The 25,919-nt window shown below is 55.8% G+C and carries 36 protein-coding genes and 2 other RNA genes; 36 read left to right on the top strand and 2 right to left on the bottom strand.

Annotation, left to right across the window (positions count from 1 at the left end; genetic code table 11):
• Positions 1 to 4: 4 nt before the first annotated feature.
• Positions 5 to 1,198, bottom strand: a complete 1,194-nt coding sequence (gene bcsQ / locus Q1W15_RS12515; RefSeq protein WP_300728707.1) for a cellulose biosynthesis protein BcsQ — start codon at positions 1,196 to 1,198, stop codon at positions 5 to 7.
• 712 nt (positions 1,199 to 1,910) lie between these two features.
• A complete protein-coding gene (locus Q1W15_RS12510) occupies positions 1,911 to 2,576 on the bottom strand; it encodes a helix-turn-helix transcriptional regulator (RefSeq protein WP_300728704.1) in 666 nt (221 codons plus the stop codon).
• Positions 2,577 to 2,794: 218 nt separating this feature from the next.
• Here Q1W15_RS12510 and Q1W15_RS12505 point away from each other — a divergent pair, with 218 nt between their 5' ends.
• From Q1W15_RS12505 to Q1W15_RS12330, 36 genes are all read left to right on the top strand, one after another.
• The gene (locus tag Q1W15_RS12505) at positions 2,795 to 3,145 is read left to right on the top strand and encodes a helix-turn-helix domain-containing protein (RefSeq protein ID WP_237149335.1); all 351 of its coding nucleotides are present in this window, start codon (positions 2,795 to 2,797) and stop codon (positions 3,143 to 3,145) included.
• A gap of 2 nt (positions 3,146 to 3,147) precedes the next feature.
• Complete coding sequence (locus Q1W15_RS12500; protein ID WP_237149334.1) at positions 3,148 to 3,588, top strand: hypothetical protein; 441 nt, start codon at positions 3,148 to 3,150, stop codon at positions 3,586 to 3,588.
• Positions 3,581 to 5,635 (top strand): Mu transposase C-terminal domain-containing protein, encoded by a 2,055-nt coding sequence (locus tag Q1W15_RS12495; RefSeq protein WP_300728698.1) that lies wholly within the window; start codon positions 3,581 to 3,583, stop codon positions 5,633 to 5,635. Before Q1W15_RS12500 ends, Q1W15_RS12495 begins: the two co-directional genes overlap by 8 nt.
• Before the next feature lie 21 nt (positions 5,636 to 5,656).
• Positions 5,657 to 6,379, top strand: coding sequence for an AAA family ATPase (locus Q1W15_RS12490; protein WP_300728695.1), 723 nt, complete (start codon positions 5,657 to 5,659; stop codon positions 6,377 to 6,379).
• Positions 6,379 to 6,984: a hypothetical protein gene (locus Q1W15_RS12485; protein WP_300728692.1), complete on the top strand. Its 606-nt coding sequence runs from the start codon at positions 6,379 to 6,381 to the stop codon at positions 6,982 to 6,984. Before Q1W15_RS12490 ends, Q1W15_RS12485 begins: the two co-directional genes overlap by 1 nt.
• Complete coding sequence (locus Q1W15_RS12480; RefSeq protein ID WP_237149330.1) at positions 6,981 to 7,358, top strand: hypothetical protein; 378 nt, start codon at positions 6,981 to 6,983, stop codon at positions 7,356 to 7,358. The genes Q1W15_RS12485 and Q1W15_RS12480 overlap by 4 nt, the downstream gene beginning before the upstream one ends.
• On the top strand, positions 7,342 to 7,665 hold the full coding sequence (locus tag Q1W15_RS12475; RefSeq protein WP_169869250.1) for a hypothetical protein: 324 nt from the start codon (positions 7,342 to 7,344) through the stop codon (positions 7,663 to 7,665). The genes Q1W15_RS12480 and Q1W15_RS12475 overlap by 17 nt, the downstream gene beginning before the upstream one ends.
• Positions 7,666 to 7,675: 10 nt before the next feature.
• A complete protein-coding gene (locus Q1W15_RS12470; RefSeq protein WP_133077544.1) occupies positions 7,676 to 8,296 on the top strand; it encodes a DUF3164 family protein in 621 nt (206 codons plus the stop codon).
• Positions 8,297 to 8,588: 292 nt separating this feature from the next.
• An RNA gene (locus tag Q1W15_RS12465) (hammerhead ribozyme type II) lies at positions 8,589 to 8,659 on the top strand.
• A 5-nt stretch (positions 8,660 to 8,664) separates the two neighbouring features.
• On the top strand, positions 8,665 to 9,081 hold the full coding sequence (locus Q1W15_RS12460; protein WP_300728681.1) for a hypothetical protein: 417 nt from the start codon (positions 8,665 to 8,667) through the stop codon (positions 9,079 to 9,081).
• A gap of 4 nt (positions 9,082 to 9,085) precedes the next feature.
• Complete coding sequence (locus Q1W15_RS12455) at positions 9,086 to 9,757, top strand: DUF2786 domain-containing protein (RefSeq protein ID WP_300728677.1); 672 nt, start codon at positions 9,086 to 9,088, stop codon at positions 9,755 to 9,757.
• An RNA gene (locus tag Q1W15_RS12450) (hammerhead ribozyme type II) lies at positions 9,756 to 9,826 on the top strand. The genes Q1W15_RS12455 and Q1W15_RS12450 overlap by 2 nt, the downstream gene beginning before the upstream one ends.
• Position 9,827: 1 nt before the next feature.
• Positions 9,828 to 10,106 (top strand): hypothetical protein, encoded by a 279-nt coding sequence (locus tag Q1W15_RS12445; RefSeq protein ID WP_133077540.1) that lies wholly within the window; start codon positions 9,828 to 9,830, stop codon positions 10,104 to 10,106.
• A complete protein-coding gene (locus Q1W15_RS12440; protein ID WP_300728672.1) occupies positions 10,103 to 10,519 on the top strand; it encodes a gp16 family protein in 417 nt (138 codons plus the stop codon). The genes Q1W15_RS12445 and Q1W15_RS12440 overlap by 4 nt, the downstream gene beginning before the upstream one ends.
• Positions 10,516 to 10,953 (top strand): Mor transcription activator family protein, encoded by a 438-nt coding sequence (locus Q1W15_RS12435; RefSeq protein WP_300728670.1) that lies wholly within the window; start codon positions 10,516 to 10,518, stop codon positions 10,951 to 10,953. Before Q1W15_RS12440 ends, Q1W15_RS12435 begins: the two co-directional genes overlap by 4 nt.
• Positions 10,954 to 11,547: a hypothetical protein gene (locus Q1W15_RS12430; protein ID WP_300728667.1), complete on the top strand. Its 594-nt coding sequence runs from the start codon at positions 10,954 to 10,956 to the stop codon at positions 11,545 to 11,547.
• A gap of 107 nt (positions 11,548 to 11,654) precedes the next feature.
• Positions 11,655 to 11,996, top strand: coding sequence for a hypothetical protein (locus Q1W15_RS12425; RefSeq protein ID WP_300728664.1), 342 nt, complete (start codon positions 11,655 to 11,657; stop codon positions 11,994 to 11,996).
• A gap of 38 nt (positions 11,997 to 12,034) precedes the next feature.
• A complete protein-coding gene (locus tag Q1W15_RS12420; RefSeq protein WP_222934602.1) occupies positions 12,035 to 12,286 on the top strand; it encodes a putative holin in 252 nt (83 codons plus the stop codon).
• Positions 12,287 to 12,324: 38 nt separating this feature from the next.
• Positions 12,325 to 12,918 carry a transglycosylase SLT domain-containing protein gene (locus Q1W15_RS12415; protein WP_300728804.1) on the top strand — a complete coding sequence of 198 codons (594 nt, stop codon included), beginning with the start codon at positions 12,325 to 12,327 and terminating at the stop codon, positions 12,916 to 12,918.
• Positions 12,915 to 13,559, top strand: coding sequence for a DNA-packaging protein (locus tag Q1W15_RS12410; RefSeq protein ID WP_300728653.1), 645 nt, complete (start codon positions 12,915 to 12,917; stop codon positions 13,557 to 13,559). Before Q1W15_RS12415 ends, Q1W15_RS12410 begins: the two co-directional genes overlap by 4 nt.
• Positions 13,560 to 13,763: 204 nt before the next feature.
• A complete protein-coding gene (locus tag Q1W15_RS12405) occupies positions 13,764 to 14,096 on the top strand; it encodes a hypothetical protein (protein WP_169869258.1) in 333 nt (110 codons plus the stop codon).
• Complete coding sequence (locus Q1W15_RS12400) at positions 14,093 to 14,401, top strand: hypothetical protein (RefSeq protein WP_133077533.1); 309 nt, start codon at positions 14,093 to 14,095, stop codon at positions 14,399 to 14,401. The genes Q1W15_RS12405 and Q1W15_RS12400 overlap by 4 nt, the downstream gene beginning before the upstream one ends.
• Before the next feature lie 6 nt (positions 14,402 to 14,407).
• Positions 14,408 to 14,920 (top strand): DUF3486 family protein, encoded by a 513-nt coding sequence (locus Q1W15_RS12395; protein WP_133077532.1) that lies wholly within the window; start codon positions 14,408 to 14,410, stop codon positions 14,918 to 14,920.
• 130 nt (positions 14,921 to 15,050) lie between these two features.
• Positions 15,051 to 16,604 (top strand): hypothetical protein, encoded by a 1,554-nt coding sequence (locus Q1W15_RS12390; RefSeq protein WP_300728640.1) that lies wholly within the window; start codon positions 15,051 to 15,053, stop codon positions 16,602 to 16,604.
• A complete protein-coding gene (locus Q1W15_RS12385; RefSeq protein ID WP_300728638.1) occupies positions 16,604 to 18,160 on the top strand; it encodes a DUF935 domain-containing protein in 1,557 nt (518 codons plus the stop codon). The genes Q1W15_RS12390 and Q1W15_RS12385 overlap by 1 nt, the downstream gene beginning before the upstream one ends.
• Entirely contained in the window at positions 18,160 to 19,428 is a 1,269-nt protein-coding gene (locus Q1W15_RS12380) for a PBECR2 nuclease fold domain-containing protein (protein WP_300728635.1), read from the top strand. The genes Q1W15_RS12385 and Q1W15_RS12380 overlap by 1 nt, the downstream gene beginning before the upstream one ends.
• A gap of 9 nt (positions 19,429 to 19,437) precedes the next feature.
• A complete protein-coding gene (locus Q1W15_RS12375; protein WP_300728632.1) occupies positions 19,438 to 20,001 on the top strand; it encodes a phage virion morphogenesis protein in 564 nt (187 codons plus the stop codon).
• 240 nt (positions 20,002 to 20,241) lie between these two features.
• The gene (locus Q1W15_RS12370; RefSeq protein WP_300728629.1) at positions 20,242 to 21,216 is read left to right on the top strand and encodes a phage protease; all 975 of its coding nucleotides are present in this window, start codon (positions 20,242 to 20,244) and stop codon (positions 21,214 to 21,216) included.
• Between the two features lie 28 nt (positions 21,217 to 21,244).
• Positions 21,245 to 22,138, top strand: a complete 894-nt coding sequence (locus Q1W15_RS12365) for a Mu-like prophage major head subunit gpT family protein (protein WP_300728626.1) — start codon at positions 21,245 to 21,247, stop codon at positions 22,136 to 22,138.
• Between the two features lie 10 nt (positions 22,139 to 22,148).
• Entirely contained in the window at positions 22,149 to 22,763 is a 615-nt protein-coding gene (locus Q1W15_RS12360) for an HI1506-related protein (protein ID WP_300728623.1), read from the top strand.
• Entirely contained in the window at positions 22,760 to 23,251 is a 492-nt protein-coding gene (locus Q1W15_RS12355; protein ID WP_133077522.1) for a phage protein Gp36 family protein, read from the top strand. The genes Q1W15_RS12360 and Q1W15_RS12355 overlap by 4 nt, the downstream gene beginning before the upstream one ends.
• Positions 23,251 to 23,817, top strand: a complete 567-nt coding sequence (locus tag Q1W15_RS12350; RefSeq protein ID WP_300728618.1) for a phage protein Gp37 — start codon at positions 23,251 to 23,253, stop codon at positions 23,815 to 23,817. Before Q1W15_RS12355 ends, Q1W15_RS12350 begins: the two co-directional genes overlap by 1 nt.
• Positions 23,817 to 24,023, top strand: coding sequence for a hypothetical protein (locus tag Q1W15_RS12345; RefSeq protein ID WP_300728615.1), 207 nt, complete (start codon positions 23,817 to 23,819; stop codon positions 24,021 to 24,023). Before Q1W15_RS12350 ends, Q1W15_RS12345 begins: the two co-directional genes overlap by 1 nt.
• Complete coding sequence (locus Q1W15_RS12340) at positions 24,020 to 25,120, top strand: phage tail sheath subtilisin-like domain-containing protein (protein WP_300728612.1); 1,101 nt, start codon at positions 24,020 to 24,022, stop codon at positions 25,118 to 25,120. The genes Q1W15_RS12345 and Q1W15_RS12340 overlap by 4 nt, the downstream gene beginning before the upstream one ends.
• 12 nt (positions 25,121 to 25,132) lie before the next feature.
• Complete coding sequence (locus tag Q1W15_RS12335; RefSeq protein ID WP_133077518.1) at positions 25,133 to 25,504, top strand: phage tail protein; 372 nt, start codon at positions 25,133 to 25,135, stop codon at positions 25,502 to 25,504.
• 6 nt (positions 25,505 to 25,510) lie between these two features.
• Positions 25,511 to 25,903, top strand: coding sequence for a hypothetical protein (locus tag Q1W15_RS12330; RefSeq protein WP_300728599.1), 393 nt, complete (start codon positions 25,511 to 25,513; stop codon positions 25,901 to 25,903).
• Positions 25,904 to 25,919: the final 16 nt, after the last annotated feature.

The raw sequence follows: 25,919 nt of genomic DNA, 5'->3' as shown, positions 1-25,919 counted from the left end.
TTCACTAGGCGTGCAACCCTGAAGCGCGAACATTGGCAAACCGCGACTTGATTTGCTGGGCAAGCACCTGCACGTCCTGGCACGCCAACGAGATTTGCGGGTCGGCCAAGGGGTCACGCCCATAAGCCAGTGACTCATCAAAGGTTTTATCCCGAGCGATAACAGCCATCAACTTCTTCCCCAGCCGCCGCTTGAAGACTTCGAGCATGTCTCGGGAAAGCTCGTGGCTGGCATCGAACTGATTGACCACGTAGTGGCAGGTCGAAAAGCCAGGGCGCGCACCCTCGGCGTTGAGCCAATGATCCATTTGATCGAGCGTAATGAAACTGGCGGCATCGGCCGTAGTGACTACAATCACCTCGTCAGCCACATCCAACGCCTGCTGGAGGTAGAGATTGCGCCCGGTGGGCGTATCTAAAATCACCACGTCCTGTTCGCACAGGCCCATGGCATCGAGCTGCCAGGCAAGCCAATGCTGATCGTCACTCATGCGGTGTTCCAGTGTGCGTCGCTCTTCATCGCTCAAGGCACCATAAGGCAACACCTTTGCACCGCTGAAACCGGCCTGCAATGCAGCTTTCCACGTTGTCTCACAATGGGCCGCATTGCCTATGCCGATACTGCCGGACTCAACGCCCAGGTGATAATACAGCGCGTTTTGCGGGTCCAGATCGAGACTCAGCGTCTGACCGCCACCCAACCGCAAGCAGCCAGCCAGAGCCGCGCTTAACGTGGTTTTACCGACCCCGCCCTTGGACGACACAACCGCCACAACGTGGGCCTTGCACTTGGGCGGACGGGCGTTGGCAAGTGCCTCTGCCGCTGCAGCCTGCTCCTCGGCCTGGCGGGCCTGAACGACCTCGGCAAGCAGATTGCGCAGCAATGGAGTCCTTGTCGCTTTTTTTGCAGGCACCGTTTCAGGTCGCGCAAGAGGCACGATGACCGGCATTGGCATAGGTTTGGGTAGCTCGATTTCTGCAACGGGTACCGGCTGTTCGACCTTGGCAACTGGCGTTGGCACCGGCTGCTCAACTTCGGCAACTGGCGTAGGTACCGGCTGTTCGACTTCGGCAACTGGCGTAGGTACCGGCTGTTCGACTTCGGCAACGGGCGTAGGTACCGGCTGTTCGAGTTCGGCAACTGGCGTTGTTAGCGGCAGCGAGACTTCTGGCGCAAGTGGGGGTGAGGCAGGTTGCAATGCTGACCCTTCCTTCGCAACCCCAAGTGCCGCATTAACTGGGAGTTCAGGCTCCGCAACGGGCGGCGCTGCCTTCGGCACGGGCTCTTTGTAATCCAACTGACTGTCGAACTCGTGATAACTGTCCGAACTGCCTCCAAACCTGTTAAACAAGCTTGATATGTCGTCTGTGCGATTCATAGAAGATCTTCCGTGACGCCGACCAATGAGAACATGAAACTAAAAGCATGCAACTGGGCACGCTACATTAAAATAAGCCATCAGACTGATATCGTCAATAATTTGGATAAGTTTAAGTGTAGTGCCTTTTTTTAATTAAAAAAGATCTTTTTTCAGCCAAAAAATTGACACCCGTGCATTACCCTCGTCACTCATCAAAATTTTCGTACAACATTATTCTAGCTAATCCTACGCGGCAGAGTATAAGGCCGCGAACATTTGACGCCTTTCACGCCAAGCTTTGCGCCAAGCCTAAAAAACGCCACAACAAAATGTGAGGAGGCTCCATGTTTGGCACCAGGGAGAAAGCTGGTGGGAAGACCTGACGTTTACCGGGACAACGCTGGGCAGGCCAAGCGGGGCGGGCCTTTGAAAGAAGGAGTGATTGCGATGGCGATTGGAATCGATGCCAAAGAGCTGCAAAGCAATAAACCGTAGGAATCAAGTGAAGAGCCCGAATCTAGCGGGCTCTTTGGCATAGGCCGATAAGTGCCTAAATCCAGCCGCCAGCCCAAACTACCCGACCAATGATCGCCAGATCATTTAGCTGGGTTTTGGGTACAAGCACATCCCCGTAGGCTTTATTCTCGCTGATGATTTGCACAGAACCATCAAACAGACGCTGGAGTCTTTTGGCATAGAGATGATCATCCAGCCGTATCACGTAGACAGCCTCTGCCTCCAACTGATTGCGGCTATGATCAATCAGCACAGTGTCGCCATCTTCCAGCAGCCCAGCCATGGAGTCGCCATCTACGCGAATCGCTGACAACTTTGACGGCGTTAGCCCTTGCTTACGCAATGAGTAGGTCGTAAAGGCGAGCAAGGTTAAGACCTTGGAGCCTTCATTCCATGCCCCATGACCAGCACTACAGCGCGCGTCATAGAGTGGGATGTAGGAGTAGACATCCTCATCCGAGGGAGTCGCCTTATTTGACGACCCTGAAGGACACATACTCCCTTCCCCTCCAGCAAGCCAATCAAGAGAAACCTTTGCCGTCTTAGCCATTGCCCAAGCTTTCTCTACGCTGGGCACTGATGCGCCGCTCAAATATTTGCGCAACAAGCTCTCTGATACACCGCATTTTTTAGCGAACGCATAGGGTTTATCGGCGCCAATCGCCTGCCTTAGGCGTTCGCCAAAGCCGTCAAAGTTCATAGCAACAACCTTGACCAGCTAGAAAATCAAATCGAGCCAAGTCAACCATCTTGCAATCCATTGATTTTAAAGGGAATTTTATATTTGCGGTCAAAGTTGAGCGTAAAACAAACATTGACCAGTCAAATTTGATTGAAAGCATATTTATTTGACCGTATTCTGTCCGCAACAGGCCGTTAGAAAGCCTAAAAAAACCACCCGCCTAGATGGTTGTTGCGATGAATGCTAAAGACATACCTCTCGATCCAGCCAGTCGCTGGGAATGGATCAAGTACCAACTGCGTATACGTGGCAACTCAGCCGCAAAACTGGCTCGCCAGCTTGGCATTACTGATCGTGCCATTCGAGCTACGAAAGAACGCGCCTATCCACGTGTCGAACGCGCTATTGCTGCCGCACTAGACACCGTGCCCGCAAAGCTTTGGCCCGAACGCTGGAACAGCGACGACACTCCCAAGCGATTACGACCGAAAAGAGCCGAGCAATCGGTATACCAACACTATACCGATTACACGAAGGATAGCGTTTACCGTCCTGTTCCGCACCGTAAAACTGAGGCGGAGATTTAAATATGCGCAGGGTAAAAGATGACAGGACATTAGACATATTCTCCGTCCCTCAGCCCATTCTGTCTGTTCCGGGGCATGGCAACTATGCCGTCCAAGTCAGTGAGATGGTCAGTGATCTGCTCAAAGGGTCAGAGCTGGACCGCTATGAAATCGCTGCCCGCATGTCTCGGCTCTCAGGTGATGACGTTAGTAAGAACATGCTCGACGCATGGTCGAGCCCGGCCCGAGCCGACCACAACCTTCCTCTATATAGAGCCGCTTTACTGGAAGAGGTTTGTGCGAGCCATCTGCTCACCAACTGGCAAGTTCATCTGCGTGGCGGCCGAGTTGCGTATGGTCGCGAAGCCTTAGATGCCGAGCTGGGACGTTTGTCGCGTGTTGCTGCCGACGCAACACGTAAAGCCCGAGAGTTGAAAAAATTATTGGGTGACGACCATGCGTAGCTGGTACAGCCCAAGCGAATTGGCCGGATTACCTGGTATGCCCAGTTCGGTCAGTGGGCTGATACGACTCGCCAAACGCGAAAGTTGGGAGTGCCAGTTGCGTCTCGGTCAAGGCGGCGGTCGGGAATATGCCTTCTCTGTTTTACCGAAGGCAACCCAAACAGCTTTGATAGCAGCCACCATCGTCAACGAACCTTCTCTGCAGGTCATCGAGCCTCATAATATTCTTGCAGGATGTGACGTAAAAATCGCGTCACGTTTAAATGATTCGCAAGCATGTGTGATGACAGCCCGCCTGGCATTTGTCCGCGAAATCGAGCGCATGAGCCAGGTGGTCAGTCAAAATCGAGCCATCCTCACTCTGGTAGCTCTAGCGAAAAATGACGATCTGAGCCCATATCTGGCTGAACGCGTCGTTCGCGCCAACGACCGCAAGACTGAAAGTCGCTCCCTTTCCGAACGCACGCTAAAACGCTGGCTGGCAGACTACCGCGCCCATGGCGAAACTGGTCTCGCTCCAGCTCGTAGGCAAAAGGATATGAGCGTCCCGGCCTGGGCAGGCGAATTCCTCAAGCACTACCAGCGCCCCCAGAAACCCAGTGTTGAAGCAGCATACGAACAGTTCAAACAAGTACATGGCGAAGTGCATGCCAGTGTATGTCCTAGCATCCACGCAGTACGACGTTGGCTAAAAAAACTCAGCCCCTCAGTTCGTGAGCGGGGTCGTATGGGGCCGCATGAGCTGAACGCTCTAAAAGCTTACAACCGCCGCCAAGCCGACATGTTGTGGCCGAATGATGTATGGGTGGCTGACGGCCATACCTTTGATGCTGAGGTTATTAACCCGCTGACCGGGCAGATTTTCCGGCCAGAAATAACCATGGTCATTGACTGGGCCACGCGCCGAATCGTGGGCTTTTCGGTCAACCTAGCCGAATCAACTCTGGCCACGCTGGATACCTTGCGTGACGGCGTAAGCCGCTGTGGCATGTACAAAATCTTCTACGTCGACAACGGTAGCGGCTTTGATAACGCCACCGTTTACGAAGTCAATGACCGCCTAGGCGGCACCATCACCCACTCGCTGCCTTACAACTCCCAGGCCCGAGGCGTGATTGAGCGCCCCCACAAAACAATCCTGGTCAGGCTCGCCAAAACCTTCGACAGCTACATTGGCGCCGACATGGATAAAGAGGCCGCCACTAAAACCCATAAGCTTTCACGTAAGCAGCTTGCTTTGGGCATTGTTCCAACAGTCGTCCCTGAGTTCGCGGTCTTTTTTTCAGACTTGCAGCAGGCACTCGATGAGTACAACCGTCGCCCGCACCGTGGACTGCCTAAGTTTCGTGACCTCCAAACCATGCGCAAACGCCACCAGAGCCCTATGGAAGCGTGGAAGTCCGCCGAGGCTGAGGGCTGGGAGCCATTGCTGGCTGACGCCAACATCGTTGAAAGCCTGACCCGGCCACAAGTTGAGCGCACCGTCCACCGTTGCCAGGTGCAATGGAACAGCGGTACCTATTTCCTCAAGGACCTGGACGGTTTCCACGGAGAACAGGTCCGCGTGGCCTATGACTTCCGCGACGCCAGCCGTGTATGGGTCCACTCCCTGGAAGGCGACCTGCTTGGTGAAGCCCTACTCGACGGAAACGCCAGCCCCGCAATGCCGAAAACCATGCTGGAAAAAGCCAGCGAGAAACGCGAGCGCGGACAGCTTTCCCGTCTGGTGAAAAAGGCCAAAACCATCACTGGGCAGGACGTGGAAATGCGCGTCATCACGGGTGCATCCAGCACTTACGAACTGCCACCCGAGCAACTCGCCGAGGCTCAGCGGTTCGCGCAGCTGGCCGCCCCCAAAGACCCAACCTTTGAAATCCCCGCTGACCCTATCAGCAAATACCACCTGTGGAATCAGCTTAATGATCGCGTGAAGAGCGGCGCTTTGCTGCCACCCGAAGAAGCCCAGTGGCACGACCGCTGGCCGAAACATTCGGACTACACCGCGATGCAACGGATGTTTGCACATGCGGCGCAGGCCCGCGCTTAACAAGACCTTTAGGAGTTTCAAATGAGCGTTACCAAGATCGTTCCGTTGACCAATGTCGGTCTGTTGTCTGCAGCCATCGACCGAGCCCACAACCGTCCAATGGGCTTGCCTGGCCTTGTCGTGATGTACGGCCCAAGCGGGCTGGGTAAAAGCGTTGGTGCTGCTTTCGCCGCAAACTTACACCGCGCCTATTACGTTGAGTGCCGCGACACTTGGAGCAAAAAAGCTTTTCTTCAGGCCATCCTGCGTGAAATGGGTATTGCAGCAGGTCAGACGCTATCAGTAATGGTGGACCAGGTCGCTGAGCAGTTGTCCCGTAGCGGACGTCCGCTGTTGATTGATGACGTTCAATACCTGCTCGAAAAAGCAGTGGCCAACGTACTGACCGATATTTACAACGCCAGCCAAGGGACCATCGTTCTGATCGGTGAAGAGCGTGTACCTAATAGCCTGGCAAAGCTAGAACGCTTGCACAACCGTGTACTGGAGTGGGTACCCGCCCAACCCGCAACCCTCGACGATCTGCGCAGTCTTGCTCAAGCCAGCTACCCCACATTGAAATTCGCGGATGACCTGCTGGATGACCTGCGCCACAAAGTGCGGGGCTGCCTTCGCCGCGTAGCTGTCAACTTGTACCGGGTCTACAACGAAGCCCAAACCCAATGCTGGGATAGCGTAGACCTTGCAGGCTGGGGAGCACGTGACTGGTTTACCGGTGAAGCTCCTGCGCGGAGAGGCTTGTAATGGCTACTGGTCGTAAACGCATTGATTTGGAAATGCAGGGCACCAAGGGAAATCGCCAGCGAGTCTGGGAGGCCATCAGGAAAACGCCTGCCAGCTTCAAAATCGCCGACATTACTCGTCATGCCAATACCGACAGAACCGTCGTGAACACCTACCTGCAATCACTTCTGCGCGGCAAATTCGTTGAAGTGGTGAGCGGTGAACTGTTTGAACAGCAGACCTTGCGCTTGATCAAGGACGTGGGCGCCGAAGCTCCTGCCATTACTCGCGAAGGAAAACCGAGCAACTCGGGGAAAGGCATGGAAGCCATGTGGCGAACCCTGCGCATCCTCGGCGAATTGAATGCTGAAGAGCTGGCCACGCAAGCGTCACTCGCCTCGCCGACCACAGTGGGCACAGCTCGTGCCTATCTGGTGTGGCTAAAACGAGCGGGCTACATCGTTGAGACAAGCCGGAGCAAACCCGGTTGCCCAGCACGCTACCGTTTAGCGCCCGGTAAATACACCGGCCCCCGTCCTCCGATGATTCAGAAAATCGGCCAAGTCTTCGACCCGAACTTGGGCGAAGTGGTCTTCCGCCAACCAGTGAAGGACAACGACCTATGAACGCCCAGATCGCCGCTTGGGGTCCGGAGCCTCCTTTGTTCGTACGCCTGCTCGCGGCTGAAGTGGCTGCGAGCAACAAGACCAAGGCAAGCCAGCGCATTGGCATGAGCCGCACAGCCGTGAGCCTGGTGCTGGCAAACCGTTATGCGTCACCGAGCACTGCCGGTGTCGAGCGGCGCGTTATGGAGACGCTCGGGCGCATCCAGTGTGTCGCACTGGATTCAGAAGTAACCGTTGATCAGTGCCAAAGCTATCGCGAAAAACCAGCTCCAACCCATAACCCGCAGGCCATGCAGCACTGGCGTGCCTGCCAGTACTGCTCGATCAACCCCGACTGCTGCAACCAGGAGAACGTCCATGCTCGCCTCCAATAGCCGCACACCACTGAAAGTGTTGAACCCAACCTTGGCCGACCGCCTGCGTGTTTTCAACACCGCTGCCCGCACTTTGCAGGCGCAAGGCATTCGCATACAGGGCTTTTACCCCAACGAAAACATGCTGGTGGTCAGTCCTGAAGCAGGTCAACGCCTGGTCGATCAGGGCCAGTCCACTGGCTTCAAGCGCCACAAGTCAGCCGGAAGCACCCGCTTCAACGTGCAGTTTCAGGGCGTAACCCTGGAATGGCGCGAACCCATCAGTTTTGCCCGTCCTTCCGACTGGGCACGCCCGACAATTCACTGAGGCCCCTGTAATGACAACCCAACACCAACTTCCAGAAGGCTATCGGACTGACGCCCAAAAGCGTTTGATCCCAGAGAGCATGATTAAGCCCATTGATTTGGCGCGTGATGCCCTGGTCCTTGAACTGGTCGGAAAAGCTCAAGCAGCCAGTGACGTGCTAGCCAAGTTCAAGGCTTCCGCATTTGGCGATATCGAAGCATTTATCGAACTCAGCGCAGAGCAGTACGGGGCTCAACTGGGTGGAAAAAAAGGCAACGTCAGCCTACTCAGTTTCGATGGTCGCTACAAAATTCAGCGGGCAGTTCAGGAAAGCATTGCTTTCGACGAACGCCTCCAGGCAGCGCGGGCGTTGATTGACGAATGCCTACGCGACTGGACTACGGGGGCTCGCCCCGAAGTCGTCACCTTAGTGAATGACGCCTTTCGCACTGACCAAAAAGGGGACATTCGCACTGCGCGTGTACTGGCACTGCGCCGAATGGAAATCACTGATGAGCGCTGGCAGCGAGCCATGCAAGCCATCGGTGACGCCTGCCAGGTAGTCGGCTCAAAGTCTTACATCCGAGTGTACGAACGTGTTGGTGATACCGACCAGTACAAACCTATCAGCCTTGATATCGCTGGAGTCTGACCACTCAGCTTTCCCACGAAACCTATCAAGATCCACTGCCTATTCAATTGGGCAATCAGCTCTAAGGAGTACCTATGGCTCAGTACACCATCACTATCAGTGACGACGATGATTTGGGCGTCACAGTAAATCTCTCTGGTCCATCCCGCCTGACAGACAGGAAAGGTCCAGCAGCTCAGCTTGCTCTGAGGCTGGCAACTATGGCGCCAAGACTTCTTGTCCAAGCAGCCTGCAACTGCGAGCAGTGCCAAACAAGTCGCGAACAAGCGGAGCCCAAACCGACTCTCCACTGATGCGAAACCGTCCCGGTATTCCGGGGCGGTCTGCCAAGCGTGGTTGCCTGGTACTGACGAGCAGCCGAGGAAAAGATGGAACAAGCCGATTGGGATGCATTGAAAGAACAGATGGCAAGCCCGTGGGGCTGCATGAAGCTCAAGTGTGATGGGTTTGAGATCAACCTATCGCAGCAGACTGACAGCGCCAAAAAGAGTTGGTCGACGCTGGTCTACGTGGATGGGTATTTGAAGGGGGCCTGGTTGGCCTGCGACCACAGAACCGGCGAGCCCGAACATGAGGAGACTCGCCGCTTTTACCGCAAGGTGACTCGTGCCCTTCATAGCAAAAAAGAAATTGAGATCTATCAAAAGATCTACGGAAAGCGCAAAGCCGCCGAAGCTCAGGCAGTCAAATTCATCACCTATGACTGGTCTTGGAAGAGCTTCAGCTCCCTGAAAAAACATCTGCTGGCCAACAACACCAGCATCACCCGTATCAACGAGATCTGACGACATGGACCACAGCAAGGCTTTGGACAAAATCAAGAAACTGTTGCAGCTGGCAGCAAGCGACAACCCACATGAAGCTGCTACAGCAATGCGTCAGGCCCGAGCGCTGATGGAAAAATACCGGCTAGAAGAGTCGGATGTTCAACTCTCCGAAGTGTACGAGTGCGCCGCTCGTAGTGGCTCGAAGATGACCCCTCCCCAATGGGAGGCCAACATGGTTGGAGCTGTGAGCCAGGCCTATGCCTGCAAGGTTCTGTTCATGTCAGGCATTGGTGAGTGGCGCTTCATCGGTGAAATGGCAGAGCTGGCCAGCTACACCATGACCTTGCTGCTGCGTCAGGTGCGCCAGTCTCGTCGTGACTTTATCAGCACTCAGTTGAAGCGCTGTAAGGCAGCGACAAAGACCAAGCGCGCTGATGTGTTCTGCTCGGCCTGGGTGTCAGCTGTACGTAAGCAGGTCATGGCTTTCGCAGGCAACGATGAACCATCTCCAGCTACAGCCGCGTACATGCTCAAACACCACGCAGATACGGCAAAGCTCGACTGTCGCGACCGCAACGCCAACAAAGGCACTGGCATGCGAGCCATGACCGACGCCATGCACGGATTTATCGCGGCGGGTGATGTGCGCTTGAATCACGGCGTGAACGGCCAGGAACAGTTCGCCCTGAACTAAGCGAAACCGCCCTGGTACGCCGGGGCGGTCTGCCGGACGTGGTTGTCCGGTACTGATGAGCAGCCAACCCATGACAGACGAAACACCAAAGCAGCGCAAGACCCGTCTGGCACGCGAGCGTAAACGTGCTCAACGCAAGCGCGAGAAAGATAAACGCGTGGCTATGGGGGCAAAAAAACTAAAGATCGAACTCTACCGTGGAACCCAAAGCGAGCTGGAACAGATCCGCATCGCCGGGGAACTCGACGAAACAGAACACGCACTCACTATGGCGATTCATGGTGTTGCGAGACTGTCCCGAAGCGACCCAGTTGCATTCAGGGCACTTATGAAAGGAGGAAGACAGTGAGCACACGAAACCTGCAGCTAAGCAAAATCCATATCGCCAAGAAAGACTTGGGGTTGGACGATGAAACCTACCGTTCCTTGCTGGCCCGTATTGCAGGTGTACGTTCAGCCAAGGATCTAAATCCCCGCCAGATCGGTGCTGTCCTGGCCGAATTCGCCCGGCTTGGTTGGGAGTCGGCACCGGCCAAAAAGCACGGGCGCAAAGCTCCTGTGGCTGCACCAGATCGTGCAAAACTGGTGGGGAAAATCGAGGCTTTTCTTGCCGAGGCAAAACGCTCCTGGGCGTATGCTGACGGGATGGCCTTTCGCATGTTCAAGGTTGAGCGCGTGGAATGGCTAGACCCTGGGCAGCTCCAAAAGATGGTTGCCGCATTGACTTACGATGCGCGCCGCCATGGGAGGCGCGAGACATGACAGAGCAACTATTCCCTGATGACAGCGACAAACTTGATCCAGATAAGGTTCTTGCTCACATGCAAGATCCTAAGGTACTAACTCGTTGGGAAGGCACCCTGAGGGAGATGGTTGAGATTGCTGAAGCCAAGCTGGAAACGGAAATGGGTCCCGCCGCAACACCTGCAGGGCTGGCCCGGCACGTGGTCTTTGCAATCTGCGATACGCTGGGCGGGAGTGTGATCTACCTCCCGCGCGGCGAGCTTCTCAAAAAAGCTATGCGGGACGCGGAAATCTATCGGGAGTGGCGCGACGGTGGTGTCCAGCCGGTGGAGATGGTCAAGAGGTACCGCCTCGCCAATCAAACGCTGTATGCCATAATTGCCCGACAACGGGCTCTGCACCGCAGAAGTGAGCCTGACTTATTCGGATTCGACGAAGGGACGACGCACTAAATGAAAGGGACCTTGGCTTTACTGTTAATGCTGACAGCCTTGTTAGGCAAATCCGAAATGTCTTTGGCTGCAGAACCTTCAGCTAAGCCAAGCCCTGGCGTAGACTCTGCTCAAGAGCGAAAGACACGGCCGTTCAAAAAAACGTTGGATGATATTTTGGAAGAACTTCCTAATATCAAGCGGGACCTAAAAGCAGTGAAATCTGGTTCTGCTAATCGAGAGCGAAAAATGGTGTCGTTCCAGCATGGCTCTGCTTCTGCAACATTGGTGTTTGAAGGTTCAGATATGGCGCATCTGGATGAAATTACAATTGCTCAGTTCGCCTCAAGCAATACCACCATAAAAGATGCGAGTGTTATTGACGCCTTAACCAGTACATTACTTTATAGCCTCTTCGACAATCCCCAGCCGAGCTCGCCAAGCTATATTGTCGACTTCATGGACAGTGAGATGGATCGTCAAATGAATATCTTACTTGCTGGAGGAAAGCCTAAAGCAGCGCATAAGGAGTGGGCGGGCCGGTTAAGACTCACTGTAGAACATCGATTGGTGCAGGATGTTCTGATGTCCTCATACACCTTGCAAGCCATTTAATAGACCCCCGCCACCGAGCGGGGGTTTTTCTTACATGCTCCTGAAACTCCTGTATCCCCCTCTTCGCGCGAAGCTTGCTCCGTTCCCAATAACGGCAGGCTCGCACCATGCGCACAGATCCCGCTCCCAAAAAAGTTACCCGGCCTAAATGGCCGCGCCAATATGCACAACTAATCCTTGCCGCTGGAGATGATCTTTCCCGCAAAACTTTATTGGCAAAGGTTCCTGCTGAATGGCTCGGTATGGTGCAAGCGCATGTTTCTCAAGGTGAAGCGCGTGCCGATAAACACGTGCGCGAACGAGAGAAGTTTCGTCCCTTTGTAACTCCTGCCGGTCCTGCCCTCGCCGAATACCGCAAACCAGTGCATGTCCCTGGTAACGCCGTAGTTGCTGCGAACCACCTCAGTGCATTGCGCTCAGCCCTCAACTCACCACGAGTAAACCAATGAGACCTCACTTTCTCAAGCGGCGCCCCCATGCGCCACGTATGACCGACTGGACCGTGATCACTCTGATTCTGTTGATCTGTTTGGCACTGGTTGCTCCAACCAAACTACCAGTCGTGCTTTACAAAGCTGGCTTGGTCACTCTTGGCGGTGTCCTCGGTTATTGGATTGACCGGGCTTTGTTTCCCTACGCTCGCCCGAACAGAGTGATGCGCACTGCACAACCCCTGGCTGGCATTCGCCGCGCCCTGGTGGTGATTGCCTGTGTTCTCGGCCTGACCCTGGGGCTCTGAATATGCGCAGAATCCTTCTATATATAGGTGCGGGATGTCTGGGTGCGCTTGCTGGTCTTGCTAGCACTCTGGCGCACGCAGAAATTCCAGCTGATGCCGAACGTTACCGCCGCGACCTGACTCGCATTGCCCAAGCCGAGTGGGGCCTGGATGCACCAGTTGCAACCTTTGCCGCACAGATTCATCAGGAAAGCCGTTGGAAGTTCAACGCAAAATCGCCTGTAGGTGCGCAAGGCTTGGGCCAGGTGATGCCCTCGACCGCCACTTGGCTCGCCGAGTTATTTCCTAAAGCGCTTGGCAAGGTCGAGCCCTATAACCCCGCTTGGTCTATGCAGGCCTTGGTCAGTTATGACCTCTGGCTGGTAAGTCGCGTTAAGGCACATACCACCTGTGACCGGGCGGCCATGATGCTATCGGCTTACAACGGCGGACTTGGATGGGTTATTCGCGACCGCAAGTTGGCATCGGCTAAGGGTGCCGATCCGCTGACCTGGTTCGAATCTGTCGAGCGGTACAACGCTGGCCGCTCGGCTGCCAACTTCAGAGAAAACCGTAATTACCCGCGCCTGATTCTTTTGCGTTGGGAGCGACTGTATGAGAGCGCCGGTTGGGGCAAAGGTATTTGTCTATGAAGAACCTTCTAGTTAGAGCCCTGCCAGTTCTAATCATTCTTTTCATCGTTGGCGTAGCTATCAAAGTGCTCGATGACTTTGGGCAATCCAGATATGACGCCGGTTATTCCTTAGCAGAGTCAGATGGAGATAAAGCACTGGCTCAGCTACGGGAAAAACACGCCACGGAAAAGAAAGACACGGCCGAAGCGCAGACGGCTGAAGCGCTGCAAGCGAACACTGCTCTGCGTACCGAGCAAGCCCGAGGCAATCAGTTGGCCGCCCAGCTTGCTGATACCAAGTTCAACTTGCGCAAGACCACCGACCAACTTACCGGGGAGATATCCCGTGTCACCAAACTATATCGGCGCGCCCTCGATGCTCAGCCGGAGCCGCTGCCTGTTGCTGTGTTCACTACTGGCTTTGTCCGCGTGTGGAACACAGCCAATGGAATCAGCGCCACCAGCCCCACAGTGCCAGCCCCCAGCAGCGCCATCCGAGTTGCTTCGCCGCCCGATGGAACCAGAACCCCTGATGACCTCAACTCCGGTCTTGGCCAGGAACAGCTTCTGACCAACCAGGTGCGCAATGCCGAGCTGCATGGAATCTGCCGAGCGCAGCTCAACGGCCTAATTGATTGGACGCTCAATGAACCAAGATGATTTTGCCAGCCAGCTTGAAGCCATCCACAACGAAAGTGCCTTAGCGGCACATTTGGCACAGCGGGAAATTTTAACAGGCCCTTCGGCAGAGTTTTGCGTGGTCGAGGACTGCCAGTTACCGATACCTGAAAAATGGCGACTAGCGATACCTGGTGTGCAGCATTGCACTCAGTGCCAAACGCATCGCGAAAAAGGGAGTCACCGATGCCGATGATAGAAATGCCGCTGTACCAGCTAATAGGTATCGCCATCGGCGTGCTAAGTGGCTTTGCAGGGCTGGTGAAGCTGTTGCTGCTCCAGACGGAACGCCGACTAGACCAGCGTTTTGCCGTAATGGATGACCGCTTCAATGCGGTGGCCAAGGATGGCGAACGGTTGCGCAACCTGGAACTTAGCTTCGAGCGGCTGCGGGCTGACATGCCTTTGCACTATGTACGACGTGAAGACTACGTCCGAAACCAAACAGTCATCGAGGCGAAGCTCGACGCTTTGGCTCTCAAGTTAGAAAACGTTCAACTCAAAGGAACACGCTCATGAACATTGATCCAGCCAAAGTGCGTCGGGAGTCCCTGCGCTGGTACATCTTGCTGACCCTGAACACCTCACGCCCGGTCGATCCTCATGAAGCCGTGGTGCTCTCGACCATTCAGGGCATTTTTCCTGATGCCACCTCAATGGAGCTACGTCGAGAGCTGGACTACTTAGCTGATCGCAGCTTAGTCACGCTGAAGAAACAACCGGCAGGCGTATGGATCTGCGGGCTGACGCACTATGGCGTCGACATCGCCGAGTACACCATCGAATGCAATCCTGGTATTGCCCGCCCAGAAAAGTACTGGTGATCGACCATGCCCCCGCGCAGCAAAGTTGCCAACCTGCCCAAGGCAGTCAAGGCCTGGCTCGATAAGGCTTTGGCCGAAAACAGCTTCAGTGAATACGAAAGCCTTTCCGCCGAACTATCGGCCCAGGGCTTCTCGATCAGCAAGTCAGCTCTGCACCGATACGGTCAGGACTTTGAGTCCAAGCTGTCGGCACTCAAGATGGCCAGCGAACAGGCTCGTGCTGTGGTGGCTGCTGCACCGGATGAAGAAGGCGCAGTCAACGAAGCCTTGATGCGCCTGGTTCAAGAACACTTGTTCAAGCTGTTGATGGCCGATGGCAATACGTTCGACTTGCCCAAGGTAGCGAAGGCTGTGGCAGAGCTGGGCAAAGCCTCTATTGCTCAGAAGAAATGGCAAACTGAATACCGTGAGAAAGCCGAGGCAGCAGCATCGCGTGTCGAGAAGATCGCCAAGAAAGGTGGTTTGAATCAGGCGACTGTCGATGAGATTCGCCGCGAGATCCTCGGGATGGCGTCGTGATCATTCGATGGTTGCTCCGGCTACTCAATTTCACCAGTGCGGGAATCTGGGTGTCTATGGAGTACTGGTGGTGTCTCGCTATCGTGTTGATGCTCCACGCCAAGACTGAATATGACTTCAGGAGGGGTGCATGAGCCTTCCCCTTGTTTTGGATAGCACAGCCACCCTAAGCGCTCCTGCAGTACTGCTCGACTATCAGAAAGAGTGGATCGGCATTCGTGCCCCGCTGAAGGTTGGTGAGAAGTCACGCCGGATTGGTCTCACCTGGGCAGAGGCTGCGGACAATGTCCTGGTCGCCGCCGCCGAAAAACCAGCCGGTGGCCAGACCGTCTATTACCTTGGCTACAACCAGGACATGACGGTCGAGTACATCCAGGCCTGTGCGATGTGGGCACGCGCCTACAACTATGCTGCCGAAGAGATAGAGGAAGGCATCTGGCCGGACAGTGATCCCGAAAAGCACATCAAGACCTACACCATCGGGTTCCCCAGCGGACACCGAATAGTCGCGCTGACCAGTCGCCCCTCTAACCTGCGTGGTCGTCAGGGTGTTGTTGTGATCGACGAAGCCGCATTCCACCAGGACTTGGCTGAACTGCTCAAAGCCGCGCTGGCCCTGTTGATCTGGGGTGGCGAAGTGCATGTCATCAGTACCCATGACGGTACCGAAAATGCCTTCAATGAACTGATCAACGACATCCGTGCAGGCAAGCGCAAGGGCGCACTGTTTCGCTGCCCCTTTCGTGAGGCGGTCTCGGACGGCCTTTACAACCGGGTTTGCCTGCGTAAGGGCATTGAGTACAAGCCCGAAGAGGAAGAAGCCTGGGTCCAGGATGTTTACGACTTCTACGGTGATGCTGCGGAGGAAGAGCTGGACTGCGTGCCATCCCAGGGCGGAGGTGCTTTTCTTAGCCTGGCATTGGTCGAGCAACGCAGTAGCCGGGACGTGCCTGTACTTCGCTTGGCCTACCCACAGGGCTACGAGACCCTGCCCGAACACATGCGCTTGGCCGAGTCGCTGGAGTGGTGCGAAGAACATCTGAAGCCGTTGCTGGCTGCTATTCCGCTGGATGTCCAAAGCTATTACGGCATGGACTTCGGGCGTAGCGGTGACTTGTCGGTGATCTGGCCCCTGTTAAAGGAACAGAATCTGCGCAAGCGCACACCTTTTGTGGTTGAGCTGCGTAACGTCCCGTTCAAGCAGCAGGCCCAGATCAAGTTCTACATTCTTCGCCGCCTGCCCAACTTCCTAAAAGGCGCGGACGATGCCAGGGGTAACGGCTCGCAACTGTCGGAAGACACCGCCATTGAGTTCGGCTTCAACCGTGTTGAGCGGGTGATGCTCACGGAAGGCTGGTATCGCGACAACATGCCGCCCTTTAAAGCGGCCTTGGAAGACGACACCTTCTATGACATTCCGGCTGACAAGGATGTGCTCAGCGACGTGCGCGCCTTCCGTATGGTCAAAGGCGTGGCCCGCATCCCGGAAAAGCGTACCAACGAGAAAGGCGAAAAGTCTGGGCCAAAGCGCCACGGTGACGCCGGTATTGCTGCCGTGCTTGCCGACTACGCCTCTCGGCAAGAAACCGAAATATTCGAATACCACCGTGTTCAGCCCGCCGCTCAGAATGATCGAGAGATCCAGATGGGTGCTGGTTGGCGCTCCAAGAAAGGCATTTGGTAATGGCTCAGTCCAAAATCGTTGACCAGTACGGTCGGCCAATCCAGTACGACCAGCTCACTGAAGAGCTGGCCGCTGCGCGCACCACTGGCATTCGCCAGATTTGGCACTCGTCGGTGGCCAGCGGTCTGACGCCTGGTCGACTTGCCAACATTCTGCAAGCTGCAGCAGAGGGATCTGCTCACGATTACCTGACACTTGCCGAGGAAATGGAAGAGCGTGATCTGCATTACGCCTCTGTCCTAGGCACTCGCAAGCTCGCCATCGCGGGACTCAACATCCGTGTTGAAGCTGCCAGTGATGATCCCGAAGACGTACGCCGTGCCGATGCTCTGAGCGAACTGGTGGGCTCGCCAGAGTTTGGGGAGCTGCAGGCAGACCTGACCGATGCCGTCGGTAAGGGTTATGCCGTCTCTGAAATCATGTGGGACCGCAGTGGCAAAACATGGATGCCGTCTCGGTTCGAGCCTCGTGACCAACGGTTTTTCCAATTCGACCGAGACACTGGCCGGGAGCTACGCCTACTTGATGAGGCTGATCCTGTTAACGGTATCGCCTTGGCGCCCTACAAATTCATCGTTCACTTCCCTCGGATCCGTTCCGGCTTACCCATTCGGGGTGGCCTGGCCCGTCTTGCTGCAGTGGGCTATATGTGCAAAGCCTGGACGTGGAAAGACTGGATGGGGTTTGCCGATATCTTTGGCATGCCTATGCGGGTGGGTCGATATGGTCCTGGTGCAAGCAAAGAGGACATCAACACGCTGATGTCAGCTGTGGCTAACCTGGGCAGTGATGCTGCTGCAGTTATCCCAGACAGCATGCGCATTGAATTTCAGAACGCATCCAACGTTGCAGGCGCCGGAGACTTTTTCAAAGGCTTGGCTGAGTGGTGGGACAAGCAGGTCAGCAAAGCGGTGGTCGGGCAGACCATGTCTACAGACGATGGCTCCAGCCGAGCCCAGGCCATGGTTCACAATGAAGTACGGCTCGATCTGCTGCAGGCCGATGCCAAGGCCGAATCCAATACCCTGAATCGGTTCTTTGTGCGGCCCTGGTGCGACCTGAACTTTGCACCAGGTCGGAAATATCCAAAGCTAATCATCGACGTGCCTCAACCCGAAAACACGACTCTTTTGATCACCGCTTTGGAGAAGCTGGTACCGATGGGGTTGGAGGTTGAACAGTCTGTTATCCGGGACAAGCTCAGCATTCCTGAGCCTGCCAAGGGTGCAAAACTACTCAGGGCTCCAGCTGCTGCAGCAACTCCTCTGCTTGCCCAGGCTACCAACCAAGAGCAAACACCCAAGAAACCTGCAGTGCTTCCCGACATCGTGGACAACCAGGTACGCACATTAGAAACAGCCGTAGGCACACACCTGGATGACATGGTCGAGCAGATCAAAGAGCTGCTCGACACGGTATCCAGCTTGGAAGAATTCCGGGACCGGCTGATCGAAACGTACCCGGCTATGACTACCAGTCAGTTGGCTGACGCTATTGCCGACGGGTTGATGGCTGCCAGCCTTGCGGGCCGTGATGACATCCTAAGGGGGTTGTAATGGCGGTCTCTCACGGTTCACTTCCGTTCCAGGAACAGATCGATTACTTCCGTGGCAAAGTTGATGTTCCTACCCGCGCCTGGACCGACATCTATAACGCTGAGCATGACCATGCGTTCGTCGTGGCCGGTGCGGTCAAGCACGATCTACTGGCCGATCTGCGAGGTGCTGTTGAAAAGTCCATTGCCGGGGGCGGCACTCTGGAGCAGTTCCGTAAGGACTTTGATCAGGTCGTCGGTAAACACGGCTGGCAGTACAACGGTGAGCGGGGTTGGCGCACCAATGTCATCTGGGAAACCAACCTTCGCCAGTCGTATAACGCTGGCCGAGAGACGCAGATGGCTGATCCAGAACTGCGCAAGCGCCGTCCCTATGGCGTGTACCGTCACGGCGACAGTGCTCACCCACGACCTGAGCACTTATCTTGGAATGGGGTCACGTTGCCGCTCGATGACCCATGGTGGTCGACCCACAACCCGCAAAATGGCTGGGGTTGTAAGTGCAAGAAGTTCATGCTGAGCCAGCGGGACGTAGACCGCCAGGGCCTTACGGTCGGCAATGCCCCGCCGGTTGAGTGGGAAGATCGAGTCATTGGTAAGAACAGCCCGAATGGTCCCCGCACAGTCCGCGTGCCAAAGGGTATTGATCCAGGCTTTGAATATGCACCAGGACGTTCCCGGTTGACCGATGCTGTCCCCCAGTTGCGCGCTCATGACCCATTACCAGCACTGAGTGCTTTGCCCAAGGTGGTAGCTCCAACCGGCTTGCCTAACCGTCAACCACTCGGCGCATTACCACCTCCGCGTACCGTTGCTGCAGACAGACTGTCGTCCGTCGATCAGCCTGCGAGCCAAGCGGTTACTAAGTTTTTGGGTGAGTTTGGTGCTACCGATACAACACCTGCAGTACTGCGGGATGTAGTGGGTGATGCCCAGGTGATCGGTCGTGCCATGTTCGCCGATGCCAAAACTGGCGCTATAAAACTTGCACCACAGATCAAGGCCCATGAGCTGCCGCTGATAGCCGAAGTGCTCAAGGCACCCGACGAAATATGGGCTCGCCTGGAGTGGCTACCTGGCTTAGGCAAAGCCGTTCTTCGGCGTCGTTACCTGGCGCACTTCCAGATCAAGGGCATCGCCGAGCTTTTCGTAGCGGTATTCGATCAGGGCTCTGATGGGTGGGGCGGCATGACCGGCCAAGTGGATGACAGCGAGCAGTATCTGGAAGCGCTACGTCTGGGCGTGCAAATTTATCGTCGACCTGACTAGGAGATAGCCATGGCCGGGGCAATGCTGGAAATAACGCTTAATGAAAGTCAGGTCAGCAAGGCTATAGAAGAGCTGAGCCAGCACTTGAGCAACCTCAGTGCCCCTCTCAATGATATTGCCGAGTACTTACACCAATCGACTGACAATCGATTCAGGCAACAGGTTGCACCTGACGGCTCGCCTTGGGCCCCCCTCGCGCCGTCCACCCTAGCCAAAAAGAAAGGGACCCGCATCCTGCGCGAAAAGGGCACGCTCCAGGACACGTTACGCCACCGCGTCAGCAACAATGAACTGGCCTTCGGTACCGACCGACCGTACGGAGCCATTCACCAGTTCGGCGGTAAGGTCGAACACGCGGCCAGGTCACAACAGGTTTACTTCCGCCAAGGGAAAGATGGCACGGTGGGGAACCGTTTCGTGAAGAAGAACAAATCCAACTTTTCCCAATGGGCATCCCGTGGTGCAAGCTCTACGGATATAACCGCTCGGCCTTATCTCGGGCTGTCATCGGAAGATGAAACCGAGATCCTGGCCATTGTGGGGGATTACCTAATGGAAGGCTTTAAAGGGTGATCTCCTGCAGTCGCTCTGAAGGCGTCCGGCATGGTTCTCGATACATCCGCCGCAAATGCATATGACAACTAGCGTTAGACATGCGTTAGATTGGCTTAGCGCGCCATCCCCTGCGCGCCCGTGAGACACGATTCTCCATTCTATAGATATAGAATGGGTTTCCAGTGCATTCCCCCAGCACTGAAAGTCTTACACGGAGCTGATACTCACTCGTTCTGCTAGTCCGCCGACACTGGCGGTATGAAAACTCAACTCGCCTTCAACACAGAGATCTACAGCTCGGTCGAACTTTCTGACGGGAAGGCGCCTGATTGGGTAGAACTTATTCCGGCTGGTCCGACAGTGGTCGGCCGCGACGGCCGCCAATGGCTGTTCGACGAGCAAGCCCAGATGCTGGTGCAGTCCAGCTTCACGACTCGCGCCATTGACCTGCCGCTTGACTGGGAGCATGCGACCCAGCACCGCGCCCCCAAGGGTGAGTCCGCTCCCGCTGCAGCCTGGATCAGCCAGTTCGAAATTCGCGAAGGTGCTCTGTGGGGCAAAGTCGCCTGGACGCCTAACGGCGAAATCCAGGTAACCAACCGTGAGTACCGCTTCCTTTCCCCAGTCTTCGACTTCGACCCGGACACGACCCGCATTGCGCGCCTGGTTAGTGCAGGGCTTACCAACAAACCCAACTTTCTGCTGACTGCACTCAATCAAGAAACCACGGAGAACACGCCTGTGAAGATTTCACCTGCGCTTTTGGCTGCCCTCGGCTTGCCCGAAACAGCTACCGAAGAACAGGCCCTCGCGGCCACTACGCAACTTAAGGCCACCGCTCAGGCGGCGAACACCGAAAAGCCGAACCTCACGCAGTTCGTCCCCCGTGCGGACTACGACGCTCTGGGCGTCCGTGCCACCAATGCCGAGCAGGCGCTGGCCACCCAGAAAAAGGCCGACCATGACAAGCAAGTCGATGCGGCCATTACTTCGGCTACCCAGGCCGGGAAGATCACCCCGTCCACCGTCGAGTATCACCGTGCCATGTGCCAGGACGAAGCGGGCTTGAATCGCTTCAAGGAGTTTGTGACCGCCGCCCCTGTCGTCGCTGCGGCCACGGATCTGGGTACCCGCAAGCCTGGCGACCTCGCCACGGCACTCAACTCAGAGGAACAACAGGTCGCCAAACTGCTGGGTATGAGTGAAGCGGACTTCATCAAGGGCAAGGCGTAACTCCCTCTCTATATAAAGGAAGCGATTCATGATCATTACTCCAGGCACCTTGGCCGCGCTTTTCACCGCATTCAAGGCAGAGTTCCAAAATGCTCAGGCAGCTACGCCAACCGACTGGGCCCGTATCGCAACATCGGTGCCTTCTTCATCGGCCAGTAACACCTATGGCTGGCTGGGCCAGTTCCCGACTTTCCGTGAGTGGATCGGCGAACGTGTACTCAAGAACATGGCTGCGCACAGCTACTCCATCACCAACAAGAAATATGAATCGTCGGTCGGCGTTCCTCGCGACTCCATCGAAGATGACGAGATTGGCGTATTCAAGCCGTTATTTTCTGAGATGGGCCGTGCTTCCACTGCTCACCCTGACGAACTGGTATTCGGTCTGCTGAAAGCGGGTTTGACCACGCTGTGTTATGACGGTCAGTTCTACTTCGACACGGATCACCCGGTGTATCCGTCGACTGACGGTACGGGCGAAGCGGTGTCGGTCAGCAACTATCAAACGGGTACAGGTCCGGCTTGGTATCTGCTCGATGTCAGCCGCGCAATCAAGCCAATCATCTTCCAAAACCGTCGACCTTACGCCCTCAAAGCGATGACAAGCATGGACGACGAACAAGTCTTCATGCGTGACGAGTACCGCTACGGCGTGGATGCGCGTGTGAGCGTTGGCTTCGGCTTCTGGCAGTTTGCATATTGCTCCCGCGCTCCTTTGACCGCCGAAAACTACGGCCTGGCACGAGCGGCAATGAAGAACTTCCAAGCGGACGGCGGTCGCCCTCTGGGCATCAACCCCGGCCTGCTCGTTGTGCCATCGCAGTTAGAAGGCGTCGCCCGAACCATCCTGGTCAAGGATGCGAACAACGGCAACCCTTGGGCTGGTACGGCTGAAATCCTTTCGCCAGCCTGGCTGGGTTAAGGGGGTAAGCATGGCCATCATCATTGCAGCTAAACGGCATGGCTTTCGCCGCTGTGGCATCGCTCATTCCTCTGAGCCAACGCTGTACCGGGATGATCATTTCACGTCTGCCCAGCTCCAAGCGCTGGGCCAAGATCCGCAACTGGTCGTGTCCTACGTCGACGCAGACCTGGACGATCAACAGGAGCGGCTCAATGGCACTGCGCAGAACCCGTTACTTCCGGAAGCGGCCATCGCCAGTGAAGGTGCCATGCCGTGCATGGGTCAGGCAGACTCTGCGGCAATGGGTGACGCTGGGGGGAGTCGCCATAAGGACGAGGTTCTTGGGCATGACCGACCATCGCTAGCGTGGGGCAAGAGTTACGTTGACTTTGATGGTCTCTGGGATGAGGCCGTGTTTGAGGACGCAAAACGTGACGCCCTCATTCTGTCGGCAGAAATCGAAACCCTTTGGGCCGCAGCACTGCTGGAAGATTTACAGCGCACTGCCGACAAGCAGGAGGCTGAGATCAATACGCTTTGGGATGAAGCGTTTGCAGAAGACGCGCAGCGTGAAACAGCCAAAGTAAAGGCCGCAGATAAGCCGAAAAAACCCACGGGTAAAACCGGGGTCGTTGATAAATGAACCTCTCCCTGCCGTCCGCCACTCAGCTCATGGTGCGCTTCGGCGCACGTGATATCACTGAAGTAGCTGTCCCGGATGACAAGCGCTCCATTGAGCCCGAGTTGTTGGTGGCGGCAGCGTCAGGTGCGTCACTGGATGAATGGCCTCCAGAGGATGTGGCTATTGCGGTAGCGGCATTGGCTCGGATCGCCGATGTCGTCACCAGGGCGCGGAGCGAGGTGTCGTTCTATTTACGCTTTCGCCCGGTCGATGAAGATGCTCCGGCCTGGGTGACTGACGATCTAGCCGAGATCGCCCGGTATCACCTCTACGACGATGCAGGTCAAGAAACCTCCACCGTCCGGGTGCTCTACAAGGATGTGCTCAAGCGCCTGGAGACCTTGGCCGCCGAGGACAAGGAACGCGGCGCTTCTGAAGCAGGACGATCAGGCATGCAGATGTCCGGTGAGCCTCGACTGATGAGCCGTCGCTCGCTGGGTCGGCTCTAATGTTAGGCGAGCTGGAAGACCTGATTGAAGCTCGGTTAAAGGAGCTGATACCAAAGGTACATCGCTTGGTCGTGGAAAGTTACGGCGGCGAACTCAGCGATCCGGACTTGATAGCGGGCTTACTCAAGCGCTGTCCAGCCGTGCTGCTAATGGTGCCAAAGGCTGTGTTTCGCAAACGCAGTCATAACCGCTACAGCATGCCCATTACGTTTCGCCTGGTGATTGTTACCCGCCACCCACGTGGGGAACGAGAGACCAGGCGCGGCTCAACGACCAAAGACATTGGCAGCTATGACCTCTGGGAAGCCTGTATGCACCAGTTGGTGGATTGGCAGCCTTGGGCTGATCGCGCCCGGATCGAGCCCACTGAGTTATCCAACCTGGTCAATGGCAAGTTTCAAACCGACTACATGTCCGTCCTGGGGCAGTCGTTTTCCATTGAGCTGGATTGGAGCAAGCCTGAGTTAGACCTGCCGGATCTGGTGGGTATCGACCTTAGCTACCACAGTCCGGCAGGAAACCCTGACCCGGTGGCCACCGACAATATTGAACTGAGGAATATCTGATGCGGGTGAAAGCGGCCCCTGGCCTAAAGGTTCCAAAAGAGGGAAATCCTCGGGAATACATTACGGAGGAGCCCTCTGTAGAGATTGCCGAAAGCACTTATTACCGTCGCCGTCTGATGGCAGGTGAACTGTTATCTGATCCAGAAGAAGCGGTCACTGCGGTGCCAATCCCACTGCAAAAAACGCGCAAGGAGAGTCAATCGTGAGCATTGATTTCGACACTATCCCCGCCAGTATTCGCAAACCGGGTGCGTACTTTGAGTTCAACACCAAGTTGGCACAGCGCACATTGCCTGCCAACGCTCAGCGTGTGTGCTTCATTGTGCCGCTGGGTGTTGGGGCTACTGTGCTTGCCAATGTCCCGACACAGATCTACAGCGATGATGAAGCTGCCGCCCTGTTTGGTAAGGGTGTTGCCAAGGCCATGGCGACAGCGGCAATCAAAGCCTATCGCTATCTGGACCTGACTCTCGTTGGTGTCACGGTAGCCGAGGGTGCAGAGCCCGATATCAGCGATGCCTTGGACTCCACCGTCGGTGGCAAATACAACATCGTCGTTCCGGCGTGGAACAGCCAGGTTGCCTTGACCGCTCTGCGTACACACATCGCCACCTTCACTGATTCGATTGAACAGCAATCGATCATCGGCGTGTCTGCGATAACGAGCACGTTGTCTGCAGCGACCACACTCGCCGGGCAGCTCAATGCAGGGGCTATCACCTTGGCTCTCCTGCCAGGCACAACCAGTACGGCAGCCGAAGTCGCGGCAGCCTATGCCGCCCGTATCGCCAGTGAAGAAGACCCAGCCCGGCCCCTCAACACACTGGACTTGTCGGGCATCTCCGTACCTGCAGTCAGTCAGCGACTCGGCCGAACGGAGCAAGAAACCTGCCTGGCTAACGGTGTCACGCCACTGGAAGTCGGCCCAGGTGATGTGGTGCAGATCGTTCGGGCAGTCACTACCTACACAAAAAGCGCAACAGACACCCCAGATATTGCGCTGCTTGATCTGACCACCATCCGCTCTTTGTACTACGTGCGCATGGCTTGCCGACAACGGATTCAGTTGCGCTTTCCTCGCGAGAAGCTCTCCGAAAAGACTCCAGCGAAGGTACGCAGCGAGCTGCTGGATGTACTGAAGAAATGCGAAGAGCTTGAAATTGTTGAGGCGGTGGACGCTAACGCCGACGGCCTGGTCGTTGAGAAATCACTTCAAGACCCAAACCGGCTTAATGCTGCTATTCCAACCGACGTCGTGAATGGCCTGCATGTGTTTGCTGGCCGCATCGACTTGCTGCTCTAAAGGAGGACTTCCATGTCAGACAAATATGTGGGGGCCATTGTTATGGACCTCAACGGCACCGACATCGAGGTCGCCTCGGTTGATCACCAGTTCACCACTGGTCGAGTCATCGTCAAAACCATGAACCGTACTGGCCGGGCAGCAGGCACTGCGAGAGGTATTGCCGACCACACATTGCGTGTGAGCGTACCGATTCCAAAAACAGGTGAACCCAATTGGAGCGCGGTGCTCGATGCCAAGATCACCATGGAACCAGGTGATGGCGGTGGCCAGCGCGAAACCTGGACAGGTGTATTCCTGATCTCGATTGGCAGCAAGTATCAGGTCGAAGGCGAAGCGATGCGCGACTTGGAAATGGGCGCCCTTAATTACTACACCGAGTAAATGAACATGACGAACAATCAAAAACAGTGGGATGGCCTGACGATTTCCGGTGAGTTGCCTGTCGGTGTGTACTACGCCGGGACTCGGCACAAGAGCTTTACCTTGAGAGTTCCGCTCGCGAATGACCTCATCGTGATCCAGGAGCAGTTCCCTCAAGCACCTCTGCCACTGATCACCCTGGGAATGTATCACCGCCAGCTCCTGGTGCTGGGGGATATTCCAGAGGAAGCGCTGACACTGGAATTGCTGCGTGAGGGCTTGCTCGAATCGGATCTGGCCGTCATCGCAAATACGGACGCTGAACTGGAAAAAAAGCTCGCGCCGCAAGTCGCGGCCTCTCCCATTGGCGGGGAGTCGAACACGCACTCGTCAAGCACGGCTACCGAATCGACGAAATAAGAGCCATGACGCGCTC

Source organism: Pseudomonas sp. (assembly GCF_030150285.1).
In the GTDB taxonomy this organism is placed as follows: domain Bacteria; phylum Pseudomonadota; class Gammaproteobacteria; order Pseudomonadales; family Pseudomonadaceae; genus Aquipseudomonas.
The sequence above is the reverse complement of the archived record's forward strand: the minus strand, read 5'-3'. Positions and strand labels throughout refer to the sequence as shown.

What these genes read in the sequence shown, in the direction of transcription:
- Q1W15_RS12510 (WP_300728704.1), bottom strand. Translation starts at nt 2,576, where the DNA reads ATGAACTTTGACGGCTTTGGCGAACGCCTAAGGCAGGCGATTGGCGCC.
- Q1W15_RS12505 (WP_237149335.1), top strand. Translation starts at nt 2,795, where the DNA reads ATGAATGCTAAAGACATACCTCTCGATCCAGCCAGTCGCTGGGAATGG.
- Q1W15_RS12500 (WP_237149334.1), top strand. Translation starts at nt 3,148, where the DNA reads ATGCGCAGGGTAAAAGATGACAGGACATTAGACATATTCTCCGTCCCT.
- Q1W15_RS12495 (WP_300728698.1), top strand. Translation starts at nt 3,581, where the DNA reads ATGCGTAGCTGGTACAGCCCAAGCGAATTGGCCGGATTACCTGGTATG.
- Q1W15_RS12490 (WP_300728695.1), top strand. Translation starts at nt 5,657, where the DNA reads ATGAGCGTTACCAAGATCGTTCCGTTGACCAATGTCGGTCTGTTGTCT.
- Q1W15_RS12485 (WP_300728692.1), top strand. Translation starts at nt 6,379, where the DNA reads ATGGCTACTGGTCGTAAACGCATTGATTTGGAAATGCAGGGCACCAAG.
- Q1W15_RS12480 (WP_237149330.1), top strand. Translation starts at nt 6,981, where the DNA reads ATGAACGCCCAGATCGCCGCTTGGGGTCCGGAGCCTCCTTTGTTCGTA.
- Q1W15_RS12475 (WP_169869250.1), top strand. Translation starts at nt 7,342, where the DNA reads ATGCTCGCCTCCAATAGCCGCACACCACTGAAAGTGTTGAACCCAACC.
- Q1W15_RS12470 (WP_133077544.1), top strand. Translation starts at nt 7,676, where the DNA reads ATGACAACCCAACACCAACTTCCAGAAGGCTATCGGACTGACGCCCAA.
- Q1W15_RS12460 (WP_300728681.1), top strand. Translation starts at nt 8,665, where the DNA reads ATGGAACAAGCCGATTGGGATGCATTGAAAGAACAGATGGCAAGCCCG.
- Q1W15_RS12455 (WP_300728677.1), top strand. Translation starts at nt 9,086, where the DNA reads ATGGACCACAGCAAGGCTTTGGACAAAATCAAGAAACTGTTGCAGCTG.
- Q1W15_RS12445 (WP_133077540.1), top strand. Translation starts at nt 9,828, where the DNA reads ATGACAGACGAAACACCAAAGCAGCGCAAGACCCGTCTGGCACGCGAG.
- Q1W15_RS12435 (WP_300728670.1), top strand. Translation starts at nt 10,516, where the DNA reads ATGACAGAGCAACTATTCCCTGATGACAGCGACAAACTTGATCCAGAT.
- Q1W15_RS12430 (WP_300728667.1), top strand. Translation starts at nt 10,954, where the DNA reads ATGAAAGGGACCTTGGCTTTACTGTTAATGCTGACAGCCTTGTTAGGC.
- Q1W15_RS12425 (WP_300728664.1), top strand. Translation starts at nt 11,655, where the DNA reads ATGCGCACAGATCCCGCTCCCAAAAAAGTTACCCGGCCTAAATGGCCG.
- Q1W15_RS12420 (WP_222934602.1), top strand. Translation starts at nt 12,035, where the DNA reads ATGACCGACTGGACCGTGATCACTCTGATTCTGTTGATCTGTTTGGCA.
- Q1W15_RS12410 (WP_300728653.1), top strand. Translation starts at nt 12,915, where the DNA reads ATGAAGAACCTTCTAGTTAGAGCCCTGCCAGTTCTAATCATTCTTTTC.
- Q1W15_RS12405 (WP_169869258.1), top strand. Translation starts at nt 13,764, where the DNA reads ATGCCGATGATAGAAATGCCGCTGTACCAGCTAATAGGTATCGCCATC.
- Q1W15_RS12400 (WP_133077533.1), top strand. Translation starts at nt 14,093, where the DNA reads ATGAACATTGATCCAGCCAAAGTGCGTCGGGAGTCCCTGCGCTGGTAC.
- Q1W15_RS12395 (WP_133077532.1), top strand. Translation starts at nt 14,408, where the DNA reads ATGCCCCCGCGCAGCAAAGTTGCCAACCTGCCCAAGGCAGTCAAGGCC.
- Q1W15_RS12390 (WP_300728640.1), top strand. Translation starts at nt 15,051, where the DNA reads ATGAGCCTTCCCCTTGTTTTGGATAGCACAGCCACCCTAAGCGCTCCT.
- Q1W15_RS12385 (WP_300728638.1), top strand. Translation starts at nt 16,604, where the DNA reads ATGGCTCAGTCCAAAATCGTTGACCAGTACGGTCGGCCAATCCAGTAC.
- Q1W15_RS12380 (WP_300728635.1), top strand. Translation starts at nt 18,160, where the DNA reads ATGGCGGTCTCTCACGGTTCACTTCCGTTCCAGGAACAGATCGATTAC.
- Q1W15_RS12375 (WP_300728632.1), top strand. Translation starts at nt 19,438, where the DNA reads ATGGCCGGGGCAATGCTGGAAATAACGCTTAATGAAAGTCAGGTCAGC.
- Q1W15_RS12370 (WP_300728629.1), top strand. Translation starts at nt 20,242, where the DNA reads ATGAAAACTCAACTCGCCTTCAACACAGAGATCTACAGCTCGGTCGAA.
- Q1W15_RS12365 (WP_300728626.1), top strand. Translation starts at nt 21,245, where the DNA reads ATGATCATTACTCCAGGCACCTTGGCCGCGCTTTTCACCGCATTCAAG.
- Q1W15_RS12360 (WP_300728623.1), top strand. Translation starts at nt 22,149, where the DNA reads ATGGCCATCATCATTGCAGCTAAACGGCATGGCTTTCGCCGCTGTGGC.
- Q1W15_RS12355 (WP_133077522.1), top strand. Translation starts at nt 22,760, where the DNA reads ATGAACCTCTCCCTGCCGTCCGCCACTCAGCTCATGGTGCGCTTCGGC.
- Q1W15_RS12350 (WP_300728618.1), top strand. Translation starts at nt 23,251, where the DNA reads ATGTTAGGCGAGCTGGAAGACCTGATTGAAGCTCGGTTAAAGGAGCTG.
- Q1W15_RS12345 (WP_300728615.1), top strand. Translation starts at nt 23,817, where the DNA reads ATGCGGGTGAAAGCGGCCCCTGGCCTAAAGGTTCCAAAAGAGGGAAAT.
- Q1W15_RS12335 (WP_133077518.1), top strand. Translation starts at nt 25,133, where the DNA reads ATGTCAGACAAATATGTGGGGGCCATTGTTATGGACCTCAACGGCACC.
- Q1W15_RS12330 (WP_300728599.1), top strand. Translation starts at nt 25,511, where the DNA reads ATGACGAACAATCAAAAACAGTGGGATGGCCTGACGATTTCCGGTGAG.